17 protein-coding genes and 1 tRNA gene are annotated in these 19,533 nt (G+C 64.2%); 10 read left to right on the top strand and 8 right to left on the bottom strand.

Features of this window, described 5'->3' with window-relative positions:
* Positions 1–164: 164 nt before the first annotated feature.
* The 3 genes from BLQ28_RS28380 to BLQ28_RS28370 are packed head-to-tail and all read left to right on the top strand — an operon-like array spanning position 165 to position 3,903.
* Positions 165–1,292 (top strand): FAD-dependent monooxygenase, encoded by a 1,128-nt coding sequence (locus BLQ28_RS28380; protein WP_093246667.1) that lies wholly within the window; start codon positions 165–167, stop codon positions 1,290–1,292.
* A 26-nt stretch (positions 1,293–1,318) separates the two neighbouring features.
* The gene (locus tag BLQ28_RS28375) at positions 1,319–2,041 is read left to right on the top strand and encodes a DsbC family protein (RefSeq protein ID WP_093246666.1); all 723 of its coding nucleotides are present in this window, start codon (positions 1,319–1,321) and stop codon (positions 2,039–2,041) included.
* Positions 2,041–3,903 (top strand): M61 family metallopeptidase, encoded by a 1,863-nt coding sequence (locus BLQ28_RS28370; RefSeq protein ID WP_093246665.1) that lies wholly within the window; start codon positions 2,041–2,043, stop codon positions 3,901–3,903. The genes BLQ28_RS28375 and BLQ28_RS28370 overlap by 1 nt, the downstream gene beginning before the upstream one ends.
* Before the next feature lie 111 nt (positions 3,904–4,014).
* On the opposite strand, the gene BLQ28_RS28365 is transcribed toward BLQ28_RS28370, so the two are convergent.
* Positions 4,015–4,605: a DUF2325 domain-containing protein gene (locus BLQ28_RS28365; protein ID WP_093246791.1), complete on the bottom strand. Its 591-nt coding sequence runs from the start codon at positions 4,603–4,605 to the stop codon at positions 4,015–4,017.
* A 65-nt stretch (positions 4,606–4,670) separates the two neighbouring features.
* On the bottom strand, positions 4,671–5,006 hold the full coding sequence (locus tag BLQ28_RS28360; protein WP_093246664.1) for an SMR family transporter: 336 nt from the start codon (positions 5,004–5,006) through the stop codon (positions 4,671–4,673).
* Positions 5,007–5,184: 178 nt separating this feature from the next.
* Here BLQ28_RS28360 and BLQ28_RS28355 point away from each other — a divergent pair, with 178 nt between their 5' ends.
* The gene (locus tag BLQ28_RS28355) at positions 5,185–5,964 is read left to right on the top strand and encodes an enoyl-CoA hydratase (protein WP_093246663.1); all 780 of its coding nucleotides are present in this window, start codon (positions 5,185–5,187) and stop codon (positions 5,962–5,964) included.
* 54 nt (positions 5,965–6,018) lie between these two features.
* Here the strand turns inward: BLQ28_RS28355 and BLQ28_RS33405 are convergent, their stop codons facing one another.
* The 3 genes from BLQ28_RS33405 to BLQ28_RS28345 form a co-directional block, all read right to left on the bottom strand.
* Positions 6,019–6,168 carry a hypothetical protein gene (locus tag BLQ28_RS33405; protein ID WP_256327493.1) on the bottom strand — a complete coding sequence of 50 codons (150 nt, stop codon included), beginning with the start codon at positions 6,166–6,168 and terminating at the stop codon, positions 6,019–6,021.
* Positions 6,169–6,256: 88 nt separating this feature from the next.
* Positions 6,257–7,426 carry a hypothetical protein gene (locus BLQ28_RS33110; RefSeq protein WP_256327492.1) on the bottom strand — a complete coding sequence of 390 codons (1,170 nt, stop codon included), beginning with the start codon at positions 7,424–7,426 and terminating at the stop codon, positions 6,257–6,259.
* Positions 7,423–8,088: a sigma-70 family RNA polymerase sigma factor gene (locus BLQ28_RS28345; RefSeq protein WP_093246662.1), complete on the bottom strand. Its 666-nt coding sequence runs from the start codon at positions 8,086–8,088 to the stop codon at positions 7,423–7,425. The genes BLQ28_RS33110 and BLQ28_RS28345 overlap by 4 nt, the downstream gene beginning before the upstream one ends.
* Positions 8,089–8,310: 222 nt before the next feature.
* Between BLQ28_RS28345 and BLQ28_RS28340 the strand changes: the two genes are divergently transcribed.
* Together BLQ28_RS28340 and BLQ28_RS33105 are read left to right on the top strand one after the other, a co-directional pair.
* Positions 8,311–8,387 (top strand) — tRNA-Met (locus BLQ28_RS28340).
* A gap of 14 nt (positions 8,388–8,401) precedes the next feature.
* Positions 8,402–8,566 (top strand): hypothetical protein, encoded by a 165-nt coding sequence (locus BLQ28_RS33105; protein ID WP_176801250.1) that lies wholly within the window; start codon positions 8,402–8,404, stop codon positions 8,564–8,566.
* A gap of 97 nt (positions 8,567–8,663) precedes the next feature.
* Here the strand turns inward: BLQ28_RS33105 and BLQ28_RS28335 are convergent, their stop codons facing one another.
* Both BLQ28_RS28335 and BLQ28_RS28330 read right to left on the bottom strand, forming a co-directional pair.
* Positions 8,664–9,644: a winged helix-turn-helix transcriptional regulator gene (locus tag BLQ28_RS28335; protein WP_093246661.1), complete on the bottom strand. Its 981-nt coding sequence runs from the start codon at positions 9,642–9,644 to the stop codon at positions 8,664–8,666.
* Positions 9,645–9,977: 333 nt separating this feature from the next.
* On the bottom strand, positions 9,978–15,191 hold the full coding sequence (locus BLQ28_RS28330) for a YadA-like family protein (protein WP_093246790.1): 5,214 nt from the start codon (positions 15,189–15,191) through the stop codon (positions 9,978–9,980).
* A gap of 543 nt (positions 15,192–15,734) precedes the next feature.
* On the opposite strand from BLQ28_RS28330, the gene BLQ28_RS28325 reads away from it, so the two are divergent.
* From BLQ28_RS28325 to BLQ28_RS28310, 4 genes are all read left to right on the top strand, one after another.
* Entirely contained in the window at positions 15,735–17,219 is a 1,485-nt protein-coding gene (locus BLQ28_RS28325; protein WP_176801249.1) for a Crp/Fnr family transcriptional regulator, read from the top strand.
* Between the two features lie 157 nt (positions 17,220–17,376).
* A complete protein-coding gene (locus tag BLQ28_RS28320; RefSeq protein ID WP_093246659.1) occupies positions 17,377–17,730 on the top strand; it encodes a DUF2946 family protein in 354 nt (117 codons plus the stop codon).
* Positions 17,731–17,852: 122 nt separating this feature from the next.
* The gene (locus BLQ28_RS28315) at positions 17,853–18,509 is read left to right on the top strand and encodes an SCO family protein (RefSeq protein ID WP_093246658.1); all 657 of its coding nucleotides are present in this window, start codon (positions 17,853–17,855) and stop codon (positions 18,507–18,509) included.
* Between the two features lie 44 nt (positions 18,510–18,553).
* Positions 18,554–19,036, top strand: a complete 483-nt coding sequence (locus BLQ28_RS28310) for a copper chaperone PCu(A)C (RefSeq protein WP_093246657.1) — start codon at positions 18,554–18,556, stop codon at positions 19,034–19,036.
* Positions 19,037–19,069: 33 nt separating this feature from the next.
* On the opposite strand, the gene BLQ28_RS28305 is transcribed toward BLQ28_RS28310, so the two are convergent.
* Positions 19,070–19,531, bottom strand: a complete 462-nt coding sequence (locus BLQ28_RS28305) for a type IV pilin protein (RefSeq protein WP_305367556.1) — start codon at positions 19,529–19,531, stop codon at positions 19,070–19,072.
* Positions 19,532–19,533 lie beyond the last annotated feature (2 nt).

The following is a 19,533-nucleotide window of genomic DNA, read 5'->3' as shown; positions in this document are numbered from 1 at the left end:
GCTGCGATTGTCCCGCATCGGCCCTGAAACCTCCGTGGCCAGCCCCACGGGCGGATACCGCGGGACCGGCTTTGCCGGGCCGCTGGCATTACCCCCTCGAAGGGAGTGGCGAAGCGACACGAAGTGCGTAAAGCCTGGGGCGGCCATGTTCTTACAATTGAGAAATGGCCCTCCCCCCAGAAGTTTGCATTCGCGGCGCCGGCATCGTCGGCCGCACGCTGGCCCTGCTGCTCGCGCGCGAGCGTGTGCGCGTCGCACTGGTGGTGCCGCCGGCCGCGCAGGGCAAGGAAGACATCCGCGCCTATGCGCTCAACGCTGCCTCGCGCACGCTGCTCGAATCGCTGCGCGCCTGGCCCGATGCGGCCCATGCCACGCCGGTGCGCGAGATGCTGGTGCATGGCGACGAGGGCGGCCGCGTGCAGTTCAGCGCCGCGCGCCAGAAGGTCGATGCGCTCGCCTGGATCGTCGACGTGCCCGCGCTCGAACAGCAACTGGCCGACGCGGTGCGCTTCCAGCCGCTGATCGAGGTCGTGGCCGAGCCCGTGCCCGCGCCGCTGACGGTCGTGTGCGAAGGCAAGGCCAGCGCCACCCGCGCGGCGCTCGGTGTGAGCTACGAGGTCACGCGCTATCCGCAACATGCGGTGGCGGCCCGCCTCGACGCCGATCAATCGCATGACGGCATCGCCCGCCAGTGGTTCAACGACAAGGGCGAAGTGCTCGCGCTGCTGCCGCTCGGCGGCACGCACGGCAAGTCGCTCGCGCTGGTGTGGTCGGTCGACCAGTTGCGCGCGCCCGCCCTGTTGGCGCAAGGCAATGACGAATTCAACACCGCCGTGAGCGAGGCCAGCCATGGCGCCCTCGGCGCGCTGCGGCTCACGAGTGAGCGCGCGGCCTGGCCGCTGCAACGCGCGATCGCCGACCGCTGGACCGGCGCGATGCCGGGGCAACCGACGCGGTCGTGGGCGCTTGCGGGCGATGCTGCGCACACGGTGCACCCGCTCGCGGGCCAGGGCCTGAACCTCGGCCTGGCCGATGCGGCCGAACTGGCCGACGTGATCCGCAACCGCGACTACTGGCGCAGCGTGGGCGATGCCCGCCTGCTGCGCCGCTACGAACGCGCCCGCCGCGCCGACGTGCTGCAGATGAGCCTTGCGACCGACGGGTTGCAGCAACTTTTCTCGCACAACGTGGGTCCACTCCCTGCATTGCGCAACTGGGGCATGCGCGGTTTCGACCGCACGCGCCTCATCAAGCACTGGATCGCCACCCAGGCCATGGGCCTGAAGGCATGACGCCCAACCCTTCAACGGATCTCCCGATGACACTCGTACGCAACCTTCTTCTTGCCGCCTGCACACTGGGCGCGGTCGTGACCGCCACCGCCGGCGAAGCCGAGATCCGCAAGAACCTGCCCGCGCGCATTCCGCAGTTCCCGGCCATCGACGAAGTCTCGAAGTCGCCGCTGCCGGGCCTCTACGAGGTGCGCGTGAACGGCTCGCAGATCTTCTACACCGACGAGCAGGGCAACTACCTGCTGCAGGGCAACCTGATCGACGTGAAGACCCGCAGGAACCTGACCGAAGAGCGCGTGGACAAGCTCACCGCGGTTGCCTTCGACCAGCTGCCGCTGAAGGACTCGATCAAGATCGTGCGCGGCAACGGCAAGCGCAAGCTTGCGGTGTTCGAAGACCCGAACTGCGGCTACTGCAAGCGCTTCGAGAAAGACATGAAGACGGTCGACAACGTCACCGTCTACCTGTTCCTCTACCCGGTGCTCGGACCCGATTCGACCGTCAAGTCGCGTGACATCTGGTGCAGCAAGGACAAGGGCAAGGCCTGGGGCGACTGGATGGAAACCAGCGCCAAGCCCGCCACCGCGCCCAGCAGCTGCGACGTGACGGCACTGCAACGCAACGTCGAGTTCGGCCGCAAGTACAACATCACCGGCACGCCCACGCTGATCTTCAGCGACGGCACGCGCACGCCGGGTGCCATTCCCGCGGAGCAGGTCGAGAAGCAACTCGCCGCGTCGTCCAGCTGATGGCGACGAAGACCCACGCGCGGCGCACCGCCCATGCCCGACAACACCTCGCGCCCGTGGCGGGCGTGCGCTACCGCGTCGAATGCGCGGACCCGCATGCGCATCTTTTTGCCGTCACGCTGACCATCGACGCACCTGCCGCGCAGCAACGCCTGACGCTGCCGGTGTGGATTCCGGGCAGCTACCTGGTGCGCGAGTTCGCCAAGAACCTGCAGGGCCTGCGCGCCACGCAGGGCCGCCGCAAGACGGTGCTGACGCAGCTCGACAAGTGCAGCTGGCTGGTCGAATGCACGCCAGACCAGCCGCTGATGCTGCAGTACCAGGTCTGCGCATACGACAACTCGGTGCGCACCGCATGGCTCGATGCCGAGCGCGGCTTCTTCAACGGCACGAGCGTGTGCCTGCGGGTCGAAGGCCAGACCGATGCGCCGCATGCGATCGACATCGTTGCACCAGCACTGTCCGAAAAAGAAGAAGGCGCGCGCTGGTCGTGCGCCACCGCCCTCGTCCCCTCGAAGATCGACAAGCACGGCTTCGGCAGCTATCAGGCCTCGGGCTATGACGAGCTGGCCGACAGCCCGGTCGAGATGGGTGCCTTCTGGAGCGCCGAATTCGAAGCCTGCGGCGTGCCGCACCGCTTCGTGATCGCGGGTGCCGCGGCATCGTTCGACGGCGAGCGGCTGATCGCCGACACCAAGGCCATCTGCGAGGCCGAGATGCGCTTCTGGCATGGCGACAAGGTCGGCAAGCGCGGCGGGCCGAAGCCGCCGATCGACCGCTATGTCTTCATGCTCAACGCGGTCGATGACGGCTACGGCGGGCTGGAGCATCGCCATTCCACGGCGCTGATCTGCAACCGCCGCGACCTGCCGCAGCGCGGCGAAAAGAAGAAGCAGCCCGAGGGCTACACCACGCTGCAGGGCCTCATCAGCCACGAGTACTTCCACACCTGGAACGTCAAGCGGATGCGGCCGGCGGAGTTCGCGCACTACAACTACAGCCGCGAGAACTACACGCAACTGCTGTGGTTCTTCGAGGGCTTCACCAGCTACTACGACGACCTGCTGCTGCGCCGCGCCGGCCGCATCGACGATGCGGCCTACCTGCGCCTGCTGAACAAGACCATCAACCAGGTCATGCAGACGCCGGGCCGCCTCGTGCAGCCGGTGGCCGATGCGAGCTTCGATGCCTGGGTCAAGTACTACCGCCAGGACGAGCAGACGCCCAACAGCACGGTGAGCTACTACACCAAGGGCGCGCTGGTGGCGCTGTGCTTCGACCTCACGCTGCGCCACGAAGGCAAGGGCACGCTCGATGACGTGATGCGCCACCTGTGGACGCACAGCGGCGGCGGGCCGATCAGCGAAGCAGATGTGGCCGCGGCGCTCGAGGCCGTGAGCGGCCGTTCGTATGCGGCGGAACTCGCCCGCTGGGTGCACTCGACCGAAGAGTTGCCACTGGCGCAACTGCTGCGCGCGCACGGCGTGGCCACGCTGGAAGACCCTTCGCAACAGGCACAGGCGCTCGGCCTGCGCGTGGCCGAAGCCAATGGCAGCGTGCAGGTAAAAGTGGTGCTGCGCGGCGGGGCGGCCGAGAAGGCGGGCTTTTCCGCGAATGACGAATGGATCGGCATCGAGCTGCCTGCCTCTGGCAAGAAGGGCCAGCAGCGCGCGGCGCAGGCCTGGCGCATCACCAAGCTCGACGACCTGGCGCTGTACCTGGGCGATGCGACGAAGTGCACGGCCATCGTCGCGCGCGATCGCAAGCTGATCAGGCTGCCGCTGGTGTTGCCGACTGGCGTGACCACCTGGCGGCTGTTCTCGCACGATGCGGCGAAGGTGACGGGCTGGCTGGCCGGCTAGGTTTACTCCTGCGGCTTCGCGCACTTCGCATCTGTTGCTGCGCGCACTCGCTGATGGCAATACCCGCGGTCCGGCGACGCCGGATCTGCGGTGCTCCATGAAGAAGCTAACTCAGCTCGCGGCTTCTGTCGTCGCAGCCGGGCTTCGCACGAACATCATCGGCTGCGGCTCGCCCACGAGCACACACGGCTTGCCGGTGCGGCGGCAATGGTCCTGCACGCGCCAGTAGGCACCGTGGCTCACGCAGCCGGTCTGGCAGATCACGAGGTCGGCGGCACGCAGGCCGGCTTCGAGCGCGGGGTCGTCGGCGTCGTCACCGCCGTCATGGTGCAGATAGCGGCCACCCGCGATCTCGACCAGCTGCCGCGCGAGCAGCGGCGCTTCTTCTTCGCGGCCGATGCAGAGCACGGCTTTCTCTCGAAGATCGGCGGGCACCTCTTGCACCGGCGGCATGACATGGCGGCGGCTGCCCGGCGACAGCAACGCATGCAGCCGCTTCGGCAACGGACCACCGGCGGCGGCGCGGGCCGCAAGCTCTTCACGCACGATGGCAATCGCCGAGTCGCGGGCCACCAGCGCGCCGCGCAGGCGCACGATCTGCGCTTCGAGCCTTTCGACGAGCGCGGCCTGCTCGACCAGCAGGCGCGAGCAGCGCTCCTGCACGCGGGCATAGGCCCGCAGCAACACGGCATGTTCTTGCATCGGGAACTCCATGGCGGGCATTCTAGTTGAGAATAATTCTCAACTGAAGCGCGTTTTGCTGGCGCTCAGTGGGCGACGGACTTCGAGAAAACGTTCACCACCACCACGCCCGCAATGATCAGCCCGAGGCCCGCGATCGCCGGCCCGTCGAGCTTTTGCCCGAACCACAACCAGCTGACCAGCGAAATCAGCACGATGCCGACACCCGACCAGATCGCATACGCGATGCCGGTCGGAATGGTCCGCAAGGTCAGCGACAGGAAGAAGAAGGCGATCACATAGCCGACCACCGACGCTGCGGTGGGCCAAAGTCTGGTGAAGCCGTCGGAGCCCTTGAGGAAGCTGGTGGCAATCACCTCGGCAACGATGGCAACGAACAGGTAGGCGTAGTTGGAGGTCATTGACGCCCACTCTATGGAAACTCGCCGCCCCATGCCACCCGTACAGCCGGAGTCCCTGCATCGGCCTCGGTCCATCGCCCGCAAATTTGACGGCACGGAAGGCCTGTGCGCAAAGCCTGCGGTCCGTGGCCATGCTGGGTATAGTGAAGCGCGTTTTATCCCCTTCCCCGGAGACACCATGAGCTACGAAAACATCGAAGTGCGGACCGAAGCAGGCAAGGTCGGCATCATCACCCTCAACCGCCCGAAGGCGCTCAATGCGTTGAACGACGCGCTGATGACCGAACTGGGCCAGGCCCTCAAGGCCTTCGACGCCGACGATGCCATCGGCTGCATCATCCTCACGGGCAGCGAGCGCGCCTTCGCTGCCGGCGCCGACATCGCCGCGATGGCCAAGTACAGCTTCATCGACACCTACAAGGGCGACTACATCACGCGCAACTGGGAAACCATCCGCTCGATCCGCAAGCCGGTGATCGCTGCGGTGAGCGGCTTCGCACTGGGCGGCGGCTGCGAGCTGGCGATGATGTGCGACTTCATCATCGCGGCCGACAACGCGAAGTTCGGCCAGCCCGAAATCAAGATCGGCGTGATCCCCGGTGCCGGCGGCACGCAGCGCCTGCCGCGCGCGGTGGGCAAGAGCAAGGCGATGGACATGGCGCTCACCGCCCGCATGATGGACGCCGCCGAAGCCGAGCGCGCGGGCCTCGTGAGCCGCGTGGTGCCCTTTGAAAAGCTGGCCGACGAAGCACTCGGCGCCGCGCTGATCATCGCGGGCTACTCGCAGATCGCGGTGATGGCGGCCAAGGAATCGGTCAACCGCGCCTTCGAGAGCGGCCTGAGCGACGGGGTGATGTTCGAGCGCCGGCTGTTCCACGCGCTGTTCGCCACGGTCGACCAGAAGGAAGGCATGGACGCCTTCCTCAACAAGCGCCAGCCGGATTTCAAGAACGCCTGATCGCGGGCGGCAACGCGATGTGATGCTGCGATGCGCGGCGGCCGCTCTCGGCCGTCAGCGCGTCAGCAGGGAACGCAACGCGGCGAGCGCCTGGGCCGGCGGCGTTCCGACCGTCGCGGTGCCGCCGGGCTGCGGCGTCCAGCGCACTTGATCGCCGGCGATCTCCAGCACGGCGATGAGCGCATCGCCTCGGTGGAGCGTCAATCGTAAGTCGACTGGCGCAGTCAACGGTTCGTCGGGGGACACAGCCGAACGGGCCACGGTGTTCACTAGCGCGGCCAGTCCTTCGATGTCACCCCGCGTGTGACGCACAGCGGGACCTGAACGCGCGAAGTCGAATGAAGTCCACTGGTCGAGCGCCGCGAAGGACGGGCTGCCCGACGGTTTTGCGATCTTGGATGCAGCGCGCTGTGCACCCTGGCGCAACGCGCCGGAAGCTTCCGCATCTGCGCGGCCGCCGGCCGACGATGCATTGCTGTCCTGCGTTTCCCTGCGCGCTGTGATTGCCGGAGGCGCGGCCGCTGGCGATGGCAATGGGCTCCTTTGGAGTTCGAAGGTTGGCAGTGGGGCGACGGATGCTGCTGGAGCTGCTGGAGCTGCTGGAGCTGCTGGAGCTGCTGGAGCTGCCACCGTACGCACGGCGGCGCTCGCTGTCGACATCCCTTTCGAGCCGCTCGTCGCGCATCGGAGTCGCTTGCTCGGCAGCGCTCAAGGGAGACGGCGCAGCCGCGACAGGTGCAGGTGCAGGTGCAGGTGCAGGTGCAGCTTGCATCGGCGCGGCGGCCACTGCTGGGGCCTCGACCGACTTCTTGTCACTCTCGGATGCGGCGCGAGGGGCCTGCTTGGCGTACGACTGCGCTGAGCCCGCCCCACGGACTACATCCGCCGCATTGGCATTGGCCGCCTCTTTCAAGCGCGCGTTGTCGCGCTGCGCCTCATCGCGTGCTGGCGCCGCCGGTGCTGCCGCCGCTGGCTGCGTGGCGAGTGAAGGTGGCGCCGGTTCGGGCGCTGCCGCAGTTGCGGCCTGATCGAGTTGCGGCGCGGCTTCGGCAGGTGGTTGTTGAATCGGTGCCTGAGCAGGCGCCGGCGTGCCTGCGGTGACCCGCGCTTCGCCGTCGAGCTGCGCATCCGGAATCGGCTCGCGATGCCACAGCACGGTCACGAAAGTGGCAACGAGCACCGTCGCAAAAGCGGCATTCCACGGCATGCGCGAACGCGGCTCACCACCGCCGAGCAGGCGACGCCACCATGGCGCGGCGCTCGCGCTGTTGGCGGCAGCAGAGGCGGCTGTCGACACGGACGCCGCGGCAAGGTTGTGAGCCATCTTCCGAATGGCGTCGCGCGTGCGAGGGTCGGGCGTCGCCTCGCTGTCGGGCGCATGGTCGAGCGCGCGGCGCAGCGCGGGGTCGCGCAGATCGTCGTCGCCGTTGAAGCCGGTGGTGGTGGTGCCGTTGCCGCTCATGCGCGCTGCTCCAGCACCGACAAATAGCGCTCCATGCAGCCGCGCAGCTTCTGCAGGCCGTAGCGAAGACGACTCTTCACGGTTTCGAAACCGATCTCCAGGCTCGTTGCCAGCGCTTCGACGGTCAGGCCGTCTTCGTGGTGCAGCAAGAAGGCCGCGCGCTGTTCGGCCGGCAGTTCGTCAAGGCAGGTGAGCAAGCGACGGCCGGCGGCGCGCCAGAACGCCAGTTCCTCGGCCGAAGGGTGCGCGGCGGCATCGACCGCGCCATGAACGCCTCGGTCGAGCGTGGGCAGCGCGTCGCTGTCGTCGTCCGCGTGCGCATCGAGCGCCACTTCGCGCCCGCTCACGCGCAGCCGGTCCATCGCAAGGTTGTGGGCGATGGTGAATGCCCAGGTCCGCCAGGTCGCCCCTTGCGGAGAAAAGCTCTCGCGCGCCGAGATGATCCGCACCCAGGTGTCCTGGAACACCTCGTCGGCTTGCGCCACGAGCCGCGCACCCAGCAAGCGCTTGACGAAGCGGAACAGCCCGCCCTCGTGGCGCGCATAGAGCACGTCGAACGCGGCGGCATCGCCGTGCGCGTAGGCCAGCATCAACTGGTCATCGGGCATGGCGTCTCGCTCGGGAGCGTTCTTGGCGGAAGAGTCGCGGGGAAGCGCGGACATCGAAGGATTTTCACCTCAGCTTGTACGGGCGACGGGAGGCATCGGGGTTGATGCCAGCAAAAAATAGCGCGGCGCACAGCCGGTTCACGGTGTTGCCTCTGCACTGCCCAGATGCCGCAAGCACGGGGGCGACGGAAAGATTGGGCCGATTTTTTGCGGGTAGTTGAACCATGCCCGCAGCCTGGGCTATAATTTTGGGCTCGGTGCAAAACTGCCCCGAACGGCTCTTTAGCTCAGTCGGTTAGAGCGATGGAATCATAATCCACAGGTCCGCGGTTCGAATCCGTGAAGAGCCACCAAGAATCAAAAAGCCTTGCAGGTCAACGACTTGCAAGGCTTTTTCATTGCCGCGTGGCGCTGCGGGCCTGACCTCTTCATGAATTTCCATGCGCTCGCCTGCTTATGTCTGCCGTCGCATGCCCCCATGAAACTGGCTGAGGCCTGGCGGCTGCGCATCGCAGGAACGACAGCCGCGTAGAGTTTTTCAAACAAAGTGCGGCAACGCGCTGCGCTTGAACGTTGCGGCGAGATGGTCAACGGGGCTCCGCCTCCGCGCACAGAAAAGCGGACTCGATTCAAAGCCGTGCTTGCGCACTGCCCTGTGCATGCGGTGCAAGCGCATTGAGTTCGTAGCCGCGCCTGTAGATCGACCTCAAGAGAAAGCTGCCATCGGGTCCCAGCTCGAGTTTCCTGCGGACATTGGAAACACAGACGTCGAGCTTTCTGGATTTCGGGGCATTGGGCGCGTCACCCCACAACACCGCATAGAGCCTCTCCCGCGTCACCATGAAATTCATGTGCTTGAAGAGTTCCACCGCGAGCTTGAATTCCAGCGGTTTCAGCGACACCCTTCGCTCGTTGAACCACGCAATCCGCCTTCTTGTTTCAAAGCGATAGGGGCCCCACGTCAGTTCATCGCCTGTCATCTGGCCTGCCGGTTTTCGCTGCATCAGCAATTGCAGGCGCCATTCCATTTCACGGTCGCCACAAGACAACGGCACCACGTCGACGCTGCCGGAGCCCAGGAGCAACCTGCCGATATCGGAGAGCGCTGCAAGGTTTTCGTCGAGCGAGACAAGCAGCAAAGGAGCGCGAGACACGTTCAAGACGGTTTCGAGTTGCGAAAGAAGTGCATCGTCCTGCAATGCAACCATCACACAGCCAAACTGCCGGCCCGCTCGCAGCGCAGCGAGCAGGTCTTTCGGTGAATCGAAAGCCAGAGAGGCATGACCCAAGGCATCGAGCCGCTGGCGCAAACCATTGCGCCGGGCCGCATCGCCATCGACCAGTGCCATGAGAAACGGCTCTTCTTGTTTGGCGTACTGCGACTGCGCAGACTGATGCAGCGCATTCACTGAAGCGGCTCCACCAACTTGCGCATAGCTCTGCGGCCTGGGCGCAAGGCGGGGCGGGGGCGCAGAGGGGTTCACGCCTGCATCGGGCCGTGCGGCAAATCCGGCCCCTTCATCGCCGTCCCGTTTTTCCAGGGTCACGGTAATTTCGGATGCCTTCACCCACGTGTCGCGCGAGTCATCTCCGGTATTGCGATGGAACATTTCATTTACTTCAAGAAAGGTGCACGCGCTTTGAGTTGCGGCGTGCAACGGGCAAAGGTTCGGAAAGAAATCTCTCCATTCCCCAAGAGGTCGATCAACTGTTTGAGCGTTGGTTTACGCAATGCTTTTTTTGTTGACCGATGGGAAATGAATGTACTTTTCCACTCTCGAAAGCATTTTTTGAAATGTCGAAAAAGCGACTTTTTTTGGAGAGGAACCCTCTTTAAATGTGAACGAGTTTTGAATTGGCACGCTTCAACGCAGCGAGCCTCGACATGAGGCTCGCTGCGTAGACGCGGTTACGGTTTCGCCGTCGACTCGGCGCTCAGTGCGTCACCACTCATAGCCCACTCCGACGCCAATATTCAACCTCTGGCCCGCATAGGCGCCGTTGACCTTGTAGATCCACTTCCCGTCTTCGGAGCGTGCCGAATAGCCGAAGGCAACCGCTGCGTAGCCCGCGTAGTTCCCGGTCCCGATGGAGACCAGGCTCTTTCCAGGTGTCATCGCCTGCGGCAGGCTGCTCATTGCCGTGGCCATCGCAATGCCCGAATAGGCGATGCGCGCGACATCGGCCACCTGGCTGCGAACCTGGTTGAGCTGCCCGACATTGACCGCGTCGGTCGGCAGGATGCCCGGTGCCACATTGCCGATGCGCGTACCACCCGGCGCCTGGCCATTGCCCAGCGTGATCTGGCTGTAGTCGATCGACCCATCCGGGTTCGTCGCGTACTGCACGCTGCTGGCCGCCGATGCGCTCGATGCGGCCCTCAATTGCGCCACGTTGGTCGCGTCGCTGTCGGCCGAACCCGCTGCCACACCCGTGATCTGGCGCAGTTGGCCATTGGCGGCGTCGCCCACCGACACTGCGGCTTGCGTGCTGGTGGTTGCCTTGATGGCAGCCTCCTGCTGCGCGTTGGCGCCAACAGGCACGTAGCCGGCCACGCCCGCAGCCCTGGAAGCCACCGAGCCAGAGCCCAGCGCCACGCCACCGCTTTGCTGGACCACCGCACCGAAGCCGATGGCCGTGCCCCTGGACACGTTCTGCGCCTGGCTCAGCGCCGTACCGCCGGCATCGGCGTTGTTGCCCAGCGCCACACCACCGTCACCGGCGCGGGAGTTTTCGCCAATGGCCTGCGAGCCGGCGGCAAGAGCACCCGTGCCGATCGCGATAGCGTTGACCCCTGTGGCCTGTGCACCGAAACCGATCGCCACCGCGCCGTTGGCCGTGGCCTTCGCGCCGTCGCCGGCAGCAAAGGAGTGGTCGCCGCTGGCCACCGATTGCGGACCGATCGCCACCGAATGCTGACCGCTGGCCACGGAATCATCGGCTGTCGAGCTGGCGTGGAAGTACTTCGCGCCCTTGGTGTTGATGTCGTTGACCGCCGTGCTCAGGCTGCTGACGTTGCTGGTGGCCGTGCTCAGGCCGGTGGACAGGCTGCCGATGCTGCTCGTCGCCGTGCTCAGACCCGTCGAAGTTGACGTCGACAGACTACTGATCCCAGTGGAAGTCGAGGTCGATAGGCTTTCGATGCTGCTCGCCGCCGTGCTCAGGCCCGTCGACGTTGACGTCGACAGACTGCTGATCCCGGTGGACGTTGAAGTTGACAGGCTTTGGATGCTGCTTGTCGCGGTGCTCAAACCCGTCGAGGTCGAAGTCGACAGGCTGCTGATCCCCGTGGAGGTCGATGTCGACAGGCTTTCGATGCTGCTCGCCGCCGTGCTCAGGCCCGTCGACGTTGACGTCGACAGACTGCTGATCCCGGTGGACGTTGAAGTTGACAGGCTTTGGATGCTGCTTGTCGCGGTGCTCAAACCCGTCGAGGTCGAAGTCGACAGGCTGCTGATCCCCGTGGAGGTCGATGTCGACAGGCTTTGAATACTGCTCGTTGCCGTGCTCAATCCCGTCGACGTTGACGTCGACAGGCTGCTGATTCCAGTGGAGGTCGAAGTCGACAAGCTTTCGATGCTGCTCGCCGCCGTGCTCAAGCCAGTGGATGTTGACGTTGACAGACTGCCAATCCCAGTCGAAGCCGAGGTCGACAGGCTTTGAATACCGCTCGTTGCCGTGCTCAGACCCGTCGAGGTTGAAGTCGATAGGCTTTCGATGCTGCTCGTCGCCGTGCTCAAACCCGTCGATGTTGAGGTCGAAAGACTGCTGATCCCGGTCGAGGTCGAAGTCGACAGGCTTCCGATGCTGCTGGTCGCAGTGCTCAGGCCCGTCGAGGTCGACGCCGACAGGCTGCCCAGATTGCTGTTCGTGGTACTCAGGCCAGTGGACGTCGACGTCGACAAACTGCTGATGCCGCTGGTCGCCGTGCTCAAACCCGTCGACGTTGAGGTTGAAAGACTGCTGATCCCGGTCGAGGTCGAAGTCGAAAGGCTTTCGATGCTGCTTGTAGCAGTGCTTAGTCCGGTAGACGTCGAAGTCGACAGGCTTTGGATACCGCTCGTTGCCGTGCTCAAACCCGTCGACGTCGAGGTCGACAAACTGCTGATCCCAGTGGAGGCCGAAGTCGACAAGCTTTGAATGCTGCTCGTCGCCGTGCTGAGGCCGGTCGAGGTTGACGTCGACAGACTACTGATCCCCGTGGAGGCCGAGGTCGACAGGCTTTGAATACCGCTCGTTGCCGTACTCAGCCCCGTCGAAGTTGAAGTCGACAGGCTGCTGATCCCCGTGGAAGTCGAGGTCGATAGGCTTTGGATGCTGCTCGCTGCCGTGCTCAAGCCAGTTGACGTTGAAGTCGACAAGCTGCTAATCCCGGTAGACGTCGAGGTCGACAGGCTCTCGATGTTGCTCGTCGCCGTGCTCAGGCCGGTCGAGGTTGACGTGGACAAGCTGCTGATCCCCGTGGAAGTCGAAGTCGACAAACTTCCGATGCTGCTGGTCGCGGTACTCAAACCTGTCGACGTTGATGTCGATAGGCTACTGATCCCAGTAGAAGCCGAGGTCGACAGGCTTTGGATGCTGCTCGTCGCCGTGCTCAATCCCGTCGACGTTGAAGTCGACAGACTGCTGATCCCGGTGGAGGTCGAGGTCGACAGGCTTTCGATGCTGCTCGTCGCGGTGCTCAGCCCCGTCGAGGTCGAAGTCGACAGACTTCCCACGTTGCTGTTCGTCGTGCTCAGCCCAGTGGACAGGCTCGCGATCCCACTGGAGACCGTGGTCGACAGCGAGGTCAGCTGACTGAAGTTCACCGCATCGGTCGGATTCACGCCTGCAGCCACATTGGTGAGGACCACCGGCTCTTTCGCGCCGACACCGCCCAAGGTCACTTGCTTGTGGGTTGCGTCGTCGTACTGCACCGCGTTGGCAAGTCCGGTCGACAAGCTACCGATGCTGCTGTTCGCCGTACTCAGGCCTGTCGACAAGCTGTTGATCCCGGTGGAGGCGGAGGTCGACAGACTGCTGATGCTGCTGGCTGCGGTACTCAGACCCGTCGAGGCCGACGTCGACAAGCTGGCGACATTGCTGTTCGTCGTGCTCAGGCCAGTAGATGTCGAAGTCGACAGGCTGCTGATCCCGGTAGAGGCCGAGCTCGACAGACTGCTGATACTGCTGGCTGCAGTGCTCAGACCGGTCGAGGTCGATGTCGACAAGCTGGCGACATTGCTATTCGTCGTGCTCAGGCCTGTCGACAAGCTACCGATGCTGCTCGTGGCCGTGCTCAGACCAGTCGAGGTCGACGCCGACAAACTGGCGACGCTGCTGCTCGTCGTGCTCAGGCCAGTGGACGTCGACGTCGACAGGCTGCTGATCCCTGTGGAAGCGGAGGTCGACAAACTGCTGATGCTGCTCGTCGCGGTGCTCAGACCGGTTGAGGTCGACGCCGACAAACTGGCGACGTTGCTGTTGGTCGTGCTCAGCCCGGTGGAAAGGCTGCCGATGCCGCTCGTCGCAGTGCTCAGGCCAGTTGAAGTCGACGTCGACAGGCTGGCAACACTGCTGGTCGCCGTGCTCAACCCCGTCGAGGTTGACGTCGACAAGCTGCCGATCCCGGTGGATGTCGAGGCCGACAAGCTGGCAACGACGCTATTGGTTGTGCTCAGGCCAGTCGAAAGGCTGCCAATGCCACTGGTCGCAGTACTCAGGCCCGTCGATGTCGAAGCCGACAAGCTTGAGAGGCTGCTGGTCGCGGTACTCAACCCAGTAGACGTCGAGGTCGAAAGGTTCGTCAAGCTGCTGTTCGTCGTGCTCAAACCCGTGGACAGGCTGCCGATGCCGCTCGCCGACGTGCTCAAGCCCGTCGAAAGACTGCTGATGGTGCTGTTGGTGGTGCTCAGACCGATAGATGTCGAACTCGACAGGCTGGCAACGCTGCTGTTCGTCGTGCTCAAGCCCGTCGACGTTGAGGTCGACAGGCTGCTGATCCCAGTAGAGGCCGAGGTCGACAGGCTGCTGATGCTGCTCGTGGCAGTGCTCAGACCGGTCGACGTCGACGTCGACGTCGACAGGCTACTCATATTGCTGTTCGTGGTGCTTAGCCCGGTAGACGTCGAGGTCGACAGACGGCCGATGCTGCTAGTCGTCGTACTCAGCGTGGAAAAAAGCTGGCTGCCATTGATCACATCGGTCGAATCGACCGCCACTCGGCCCGCAGCCACATTGGTGACTTGACGCTCGGCACCTGCCGTGCCCATGCTGACAACGCCTACAGGTGCGGCGCCTGCGAAACCGCCGTAGGTAATGCCTCCTACCGTGGCGCTGGAGACGTTGATTGCTGCTGCGGTAGAAGCCCCATCACCCAGCGCCACGCTGCGCGCAGTGCTCGAGACTGCGCCGCGGCCGATGGCTACGCCGGAGGTGGCCGCCGCAGCCACGGAAGACTGGCCGCCAATGGCGATGCCATCGGCCGCCGCAGCTTGTGCTCCTTTGGTGTCGTTGACGCCGATTGCAATGGCGCCGTTCCCGGATGCAGTGGTTGAATTTGCCGCGCTGAGCGTTGAAGCGCCCCCGCCCCCTATGGAGACGGAGCTACTGCCGGACGCGATGCTCCCCGTGCCGAATGCCGAACTCGCCACGCCGATGGCGGTCGACTCCGTGCCCACCGCAGTGGCAAAGTTGGCGGCAGCATTCGCTTGGTTGCCAATCGCAGTCACACCAATGAAACCGCCCCCATTGGCAAAGGACCCCAACACCGTATAACCCAAGCCGCCCCCGCTCGCCATGCAGCCCGAGACCCAACCATATGTTCCAACTGCGTTGTTGGCAGTGGGCGCCAGTCCAGAAGTTGGATTTGCATTCAAGGTGGTGCCGGGATTGGTTCTATACACAACGCTATTCGCGCCGCCAACGCAAATGTCCGCCGGGATGTTCACTGCCGCTGCATTTGCGTCGGGTGATGCAGAGAATGCGAACACAAACACAGCCGCCGCCACGGCAGTGAAGACGAGCGTTGGGCGCCCGCGCCGTTCCCGGTGAGTTCCGCCATCGGGTCGGGCGGCAACGCACGAGCTGTTGCGTTTTCCTCGTACCGCGGCTACCTCGGAAGCGGCGACCCATGCGCCGAGCGCGTCGTTCCATACCGTTTGAAAAGTCTTGTTCATAAAAATCGAAAATCAATCCAAAAGACAAACGGCATGCGCCGCGGCTGCATCGATCGCAGTCATCAAGAAGAGTGATTGCCAAGAGCGCAAACGGAGCCAGCCGTTTGGCCGCGCAGGCGCTCAAGAAAGCGCATGCATGGCTCTGTTTCGGAGGGAGTGCCCGCAACGGATGCGAGACCAAGGCCTGCTTCAACCACTCGACCTGCTGATGAAAACCACGGGAGCCGTGGAAGCGATCGAAGCGGGCAAATCTAAATTTGGGCGCTTGAAAAGTTTTTTGCGAATGTCTATAAAACGACTTTCACAAAGATCGAGTCTCTTCAAACGTGAACGATTTTTGGAACTGCATTCGTGGACAGGCATCAGAAAGCAGTACTTGTGATTTATTCGTGAGTTGAAATACCGCCCGCCTCACAGAAAAATTCCAGCACGCCTTTTCAGTTGCGAAAAATCGGAGAACGGTTTTTTGCCGGGGTTCAAGAGGTCGCAAGCCAGGAAAAAATGCGCCGCCCGCACGCCTTCCTGGCGATCAGAAAGAAATCAATGACCGATACCGAGCCCCGCCTGAGCGACAAGGAACTGATGGAGCGCACGCTGCGCGAAATGCCAGCCTTTGCCGCATGGCCGTCCGTGGCCATGAGCCGGCTTTTGGCGTTCTCCAGGCTGCAATGGCACACACGGGGAAAGCTGCTGTCCGACGAGGCCACGGAGCCTGAAATGCTCACGCTCGTGAGTGGGAGCGTGCTGCATACAAGGCCCTCCGACAGCAACGCCGGTTTGACCTGGACGCTTCTCGGCCCGGGCGTTCTTCTTGGCTTTGCGCACATGCTCGAACTCGAAGAACGCCCCTTCGAATACATCGCCAGCGACGACGCCGTGGCCATCCACATCCCCGGCCATCAACTCTTTGCGCTGCTCGACAGCGAGCCCGCGCGATGGGCCGACATAGGCCACATGCTCATATCGCAAGACGTGGAGCAGGGCCAACTGACGACCAGCCAGATGGCCGGCAAACTCTCACGGCGGGTGGCCGAGACCATTGAAAAGCTGGCCGAGTACTACGGCACCCGCGGCAGCGAAGACGGCGCTGTTCACCTGCGACTCGCCCAGCACGACATGGCCTCCATGCTGCGCGTCAGCCGTCAATCCGCGCACAAGGAACTGGCGGCCCTGGCGGCCTCCGGCGTGATCAAGCTGAAGTACAACGCCGTCGCAATCCTCGATCCGGTTGCATTGCAGAACATTGCCCGTCCTGCCCTGGCATCGCACGCACCCAATGCGGTTGCCCGCGTGAGCTGGGGCAAGAACTCGCTGGCGGACAACGCGTTCATGGAAAGAGAATTGCGTGTCAAACAGGCCTTCATGCCCTGGTCTTTCACGGCCATGACGCGGCTCCTGCTTTCGTCGCGCGTGGGCCGGCATCCGCGCGGGTCTGTGGTTTGGACCGAACTGAGCGGCGTTTCCGAATACGTGCTCTTCATCTCGGGCCACATATCGATCGGCCGCGTGTCGCCCGAGGGCGATCGCTTCTCCCTGCTGCTTTGGGGGCCGGGTGATTTCTCATACCTCAAGCCAGTGCTCGAAGAGGCATTGCCCACGCTCAACCATGGGCACTACGACTTCGTCGCGACCACCGATGTCGTCGCGATCCACATGCCCATGGCCCTGCTGCTGGAGATTCTCGACAGCGAACCGATGCTGTGGAAAGAAGCGCTGCTGATGTCCGAACGCCAGCACGTGTCTTACACCCACACGGTGCACGGCCAGGTCGCGGGCTCGCTGCAGCAACGCGTGGCGTCCACTGTGCAGCGGCTCGCTGCGCTTCACGGAACGCATGCGAATGGCGAAGACGTCGTGCGCCTGCAGGTGTCGCAAGCGAGCCTCGCGATGATGCTGCAGGCCAATCGGCAAGCGGTGAACAAGGAACTCAAGGCGCTGGCGGCCTCTGGTGTGCTTGGCCTTGAGTACAACGCCATGACGGTGCTGGATGCGAAAGCATTGGGGCTTATTGCAGCCTCGCCGCAGTGAGATTTGCGGCGAGCGTGGCCGGAGCCGGCTTCACGCTCGACTGCAAGAAGTAGCAGTCATCGCATCGGTGGTGCGCCAGCCGCTTGGTGGCCGATAATTCGCGCCGATGCCCTCCTCCGCCCTCTTCCCACGATTCAAGCCCGTTGCACGCACGGGCATGCGTCGTCCGGGCGTGGGCCTTGTCCGCTGGGTGCTGCTGTGGTTTGTGCTCTCCATCGGCGTGGCCGTGGCTTCGCCGGTCGTGCATCCGCAGACCGTGGAACTCGTCTGTGCAAGTGCCGGTTCGGTCAAGGCGATCGTGCACACCGACGACGGTGTGCAGGAGCTGGGCGCCGGCCACATGGACTGCCCGCTGTGCGTGCTGTCGGGCGCACCGCCCGCCGTGCCGCCGGCGCTGTCTCTCCCCGTGCTCGTGCCGCTGGCGCATGCGGGCCGGCCGATGCCGTCCGCGCACGTCGCCAAGGCCACCGCCGCACCGATGCCGGCGCGCGGGCCTCCCGCGCTCTCCTGACTCTTCTTTCGCACGCCCGCACGTAGCACACGACTGCCACTTCGGCAGATGTCGCGTCGCGCCGCGTCCCGCAATGAGCCAATGCCCGCACAGGGCATCGGAGAGACAGAGAGAGTTTTTTCATGAACCAGACCAACCATCCGCCGCCCGCATCGCGTGCGGCATCGCCATCGGCGCGTGCGCCCTTGCACCGCCGCGCCCTGTTGCTGGCCGGCGGCAACCTCGCGGCGCTGTTGCTCGTGGGCTGCGACAAGGCGCTGCCCACCAGCTTCAACGGCGTCGACATCACCGGCGCCAACTACGCGCAGGACTTTCGCCTGACCGACCCCGATGGCCGCGAGCGCACACTGGCCGACTACAAGGGCAAGGCCGTGATGATCTTCTTCGGCTTCACGCAGTGCCCCGACGTCTGCCCCACCGCACTGGTGCGCGCCGCGGAAATCCGCAGGCTGCTGGGCACCGATGGCGAGCGCCTGCAGGTGATCTTCGTCACCGTCGATCCGGAACGCGATTCGCCCGTGGTGCTCAAGGCCTACACGCAGGCCTTCGACCCGAGCTTCATCGGCCTCTATGGCGACCTGCAGAAGACCAGCGAGACCGCGAAGGACTTCAAGGTCTTCTACAAGAAAGTGCCCACCGGCTCCTCCTACACGATGGACCACTCGGCCTTCAGCTACGTGTTCGATCCGAAGGGAAAGATCCGGCTGGTGCTTCGCCACGAACAGAGCGCCGAAGAGTGCGCGCAAGACCTGCGGCAGATCCTCAAGACATCCGCCTGAGCTTCAACAACCCCGACACGCATACACATTCAAGGAGATTTTTCATGACACCCATTGCACGCATCCTCGCCCTCTCGGCCGCCTCGTTCCTCGTGGCCACCGCGCATGCGCAAGTCACCGTCAAGGAGGCCTGGGTCCGCGCCACCGTGCCGCAGCAGAAGGCCACCGGCGCCTTCATGCAGCTCAGCGCCGCAAAAGACACGAAGCTGGTCTCGGCCAGCTCGCCCGTCACGCCGGTCGTCGAAGTCCACGAGATGGCGATGCAGGACAACGTGATGCGCATGCGGCAGATTCCGGCCCTCGACCTGCCCGCCGGCAAGACGGTTGAACTCAAGCCCGGCGGCTACCACGTGATGCTGCTCGACCTCAAGCAGCAAGTGAAAGAAGGCGACACCGTGCCGCTCACGCTGGTGTTCGAGGACAAGGACGGCAAGCGTGAATCGATCGAGGTGAAGGCACCGGTGCGGGCGTTGAATGCGTCGGCGCAGCCTGCCGGTGCTGCGACGCATGGGGGTCACAAGCACTGATCGAACGCACCGCCCCGCATCGCGAGCAGGCCGCTACCAGCAGCCGGTCGGGCCCAGGGTTCCGGTGCTGCCCTGGGTGCCGAGCTGGTCGATGGAGTAGGTGCCACACAGCGTGTCGTTGGCCTGCAGGTTCACCGGCGTGGCAGTCGCGGCGAAGCCCGTGGCCAACGCCGCTGGCGTGGAGGCCGTGACCGAGAGTTGATAGAAGACCGTGCCGCTGGTTTGTACGTCGATCGGAAAGGTGCCGGGGTACCCCAATTGCGCGGCCGTGCCGGCATAGGTGTTGTTGATGCTGAAGAAGCGCTCCTGCCGCGTTGCCAGGTCCAGCAACGCCGTCTTGGCATCGGTGCGGCGCGCCTTCTGCACATGGCTCAGGTACGCCGGATAGGCAATGGCGGCGAGGATGGCCACGACGGCCACCACGATCATCATCTCGATCAGGGTGAAGCCCGCGCCGTTGCGCCGGTTGTCCATGGGGCGTTGAAGCGTCTTCATGA

Origin of the sequence: Variovorax sp. EL159 (assembly GCF_900100965.1) — a bacterium.
GTDB lineage: Bacteria > Pseudomonadota > Gammaproteobacteria > Burkholderiales > Burkholderiaceae_C > Variovorax.
Note: the sequence above shows the minus strand (reverse complement) of the source record. Positions and strands in the feature narration are given on the sequence as shown.